Source organism: Mesorhizobium sp. M1E.F.Ca.ET.063.01.1.1 (genome assembly GCF_003998155.1).
Classification (GTDB): domain Bacteria; phylum Pseudomonadota; class Alphaproteobacteria; order Rhizobiales; family Rhizobiaceae; genus Mesorhizobium.
Genome location: NZ_RZSC01000732.1, coordinates 1 through 2900, shown reverse-complemented (window position 1 = coordinate 2900; position 2900 = coordinate 1). Strand labels below are relative to the sequence as shown.

The following is a 2900-nucleotide window of genomic DNA, read 5'->3' as shown; positions in this document are numbered from 1 at the left end:
GTCATCAACCAGCTGACAGGCTTGTCCGCGAGCCATTCGAAGCAGCGGATGCGCGAGGACGTGGACAGGTTCGTGAGCGTCTTCCCCAATGAGACGCCTGCAACGATAGGCGCGCCCAGCAGGCGCGAAGTCAGGTCGCCGATCGTCATCGATCCCTTGGCCATCTCCACCTTGCAGATATCGTCGATCGACCGTTCCAGCCGTCGTGCCGACGTTTTGACGAAGACCTTCGATGCCGTGCGCAGATCGAAGGCGCATCGGGCGCAGAAGTGCTGCGGCATCAGTTCGGTCTGGTCGAAGGATGCAATCCCGCTTCGACAGGCGGGACATCGATCCCGAAGACCGCGACCATGCACGAAGCACGAGATGCGCGTCGCCAGCCGCCAGGGACGGCGAAAATACGGCACTTCGTCGTCGGCAAGGCACTGGGGACAATACTGCATCCAGGTCGAACGGTTCCGGCGGACGTTCTCGCGCAACGGCAGCAGGAGCGGCGTCAACGCTGGACCAGTCATCGCCATCGCCGATATCGTTTCGTGTGGAACGTCCGTCCGACCGGTCAGCAGGGTGGCGACCTCGCGTGGAAGCCGGAGATCGAGGCGCGGCGACCACATTCCGTCGCCCAACTCGAGGACGCTGGCGAATGGCCGCGGCGCGATACCGTTGGCGATGGCAAGGCGGTGGAGCCAGCTCGACAACAGCTCATCCGGCTGCGGGTCAATGGAAACGGGCCACCGATCCCGAACGACGTCCCCGTATCGCTCACGGACCTCGATGGCGAAGCGCGCTCCGCTCACAGCAGGCGGTCACGCACCGGCGCCCGGCGGCGCTTCGAGACGGGGATGTAGCGCAGCGCCTCGATGCCCGTTTTCGTTATCCGCTCCGCGCCAGACCTTGCCGCCGCCACGGCCGCCGCAGAGACGATCGCCACGATCTCGCCGATCAGGCCCTCGGAGATCTGGAAGATCATCCGCGCCATCGGTTCATCCGAGAGATCGGAAGCGCGGGCGAGCGGCATGGAGGCTTCGAGGCTGTCGAGCAGCGCGTGAAACTCCTCGCCATATTGCCATCGCGGCACTGCATGCAGGTCGAATCGGGTCGCCATTTCGGCGGTCTGGTTGATGAAGTCGTACACGGCGGCCTCACCGATCAGAATCGGTGAAATGTCGAACTGGCGGCCGATCCTTCTGAGGAATGCAAGAACCGCCTCGACGTCCCGCGATCGGCCCCGCAGCGCATTGTGGAATTCGTCGAAGATCAGCATCCTGGGCTTCACGCTGTCGAACAGGCGATCGATTTGCTCGGCTTTGCGACCGACACCACGACCCATGCCGGTTGGCGCTCGCAATGCCTCGAGGATGCTTCCATAGAAATGGGCGAGGCCCGCACCCTCACGCGTCTGGACCACCCACACCCGCTGCTGCTCGGCGGTTCTCAGATGTTCGACAGCAAACCGTTCGGCGATCATCGTCTTGCCGTTGGCATAGGGTCCGACGAGCATCAGGCCTCGGGTCCGCAACGCCCCGGCCGGGACAGCAACTCGGCAAGGCGTTCATGCGCTTGGACTGCCACCTGATGTCCGATCCATCGCGGCGCCTGGATATAGGCGATCCGCTCTTCCATGCTGCGGTCAAGAACCGGGCGAACGTGGTCGAGCAGATGGTCCACCACGTCACCAATCCTCGACCGGCAGACGGCGTTTCTGACGTATCGGATGCTCGGCAGGCGCTGGCGTCGCCGGACGCATCGCATCATAGGGTTTGGGCGCTTCGGCCGCGTGTGCTCGACGGACGGCATCGCGCACGGCCGCCTTTGAAGGCTTCTGCCCACCCGCTATTTCCGCGATCCGGCTGCGAAGCGTCACCTTCTCTACATCCGATCGGGCGTTTGCGGCACGTCGATGAGCACGGTCACCTTGGTGCTCCCATAGCGTCGTCGGTGTGGTGATCCCGTCTCTTCTCGCCACCGGCCGGAACTCTCGTGTGTCGGGATCCCGGATGTAGATGTGGCTGATGTAGCGAGGGTCGTATCGCACCTCGAGCCGGCTGAGCCGGTCCCGCTGCGGGACGAGGCTGCCCAGCCACGGTGAAAAATAGTCCAACGCGAACATGCTGACGCCCTGCGGCGAGATGCGCCTCTCCGTCCCAGGCATGAATGCCAGCAAGACCCGTATAGGATCATCGTCGAAGCGGGGCAAATCGTGCGCCAGCCGGTTCCATTCTGTCGCCGGCACCTTCAATGTCCTCGCGTTTTGCTGAAGGTTATGGTCGATCACCGCGAGCGCGACGCATCGCTCCAGATCGGCGAAGCAGAGACGGGCTCGGCGCTCTGCGGGATATTCGTCGCGGTCCGCCACGGATCTGCCCGTAGAGCCGGGCTGCGTCGCAAGAACGGCGTTGAGCTTTCCGAGCAGCCTTTCGACCACGCCGCCCTGGTGGACGCGGCCGCGATCCCGGTAGTGGATCCGAATGCCGTAGTCCTCGCACCCGCGCTGGAAGGCATTCCCTTTGAACTCCTTGGCTGAGTCGGTGACGAGCGACCGTGGTCGACCGAACATCGGCCATCCATGCTCGATGCCGCGCGCGGCCAACCATGCCTCCCTTGGACACATGGCGTGCGCCAGGCAGAGCGCGACCGACAGCGCCGACGGCTTCTCGAGGGTGAGGCAGAAGCCAAGAATGCAGCGGGTGGCCACGTCGGTGACGATCGTGAGATATGCCCGGCCGATGAACGTTCCGCCGCCGTCGACGACCTCCACGAAGTTGATGTCGGTGGGCGTGTGATCGATCTGGCAGACATCGAGCGGGCGTGCCGCATGGATGTATCCTGGCCGCGGTTTGAGCCGCTGGAGATGCTTCGGATTGGCGGACCGTTTCCTCGCGATCTCCTCGGGGCTGAAC

Annotated in this window: 2 protein-coding genes and 1 pseudogene; all 3 read right to left on the bottom strand. The window is 64.1% G+C overall.

Annotated features, from left to right (window positions below):
- The coding region (locus tag EOA29_RS31390) for a TniQ family protein (protein ID WP_127222082.1) at positions 1-797 on the bottom strand (797 nt) is incomplete at its 3' end.
- Positions 794-1671 (bottom strand): annotated as a pseudogene (locus tag EOA29_RS31385) (TniB family NTP-binding protein). The gene EOA29_RS31390 and the pseudogene EOA29_RS31385, both read right to left, overlap by 4 nt.
- A gap of 1 nt (position 1672) precedes the next feature.
- The coding region (locus EOA29_RS31380) for a Mu transposase C-terminal domain-containing protein (protein WP_127222081.1) at positions 1673-2900 on the bottom strand (1228 nt) is incomplete at its 5' end.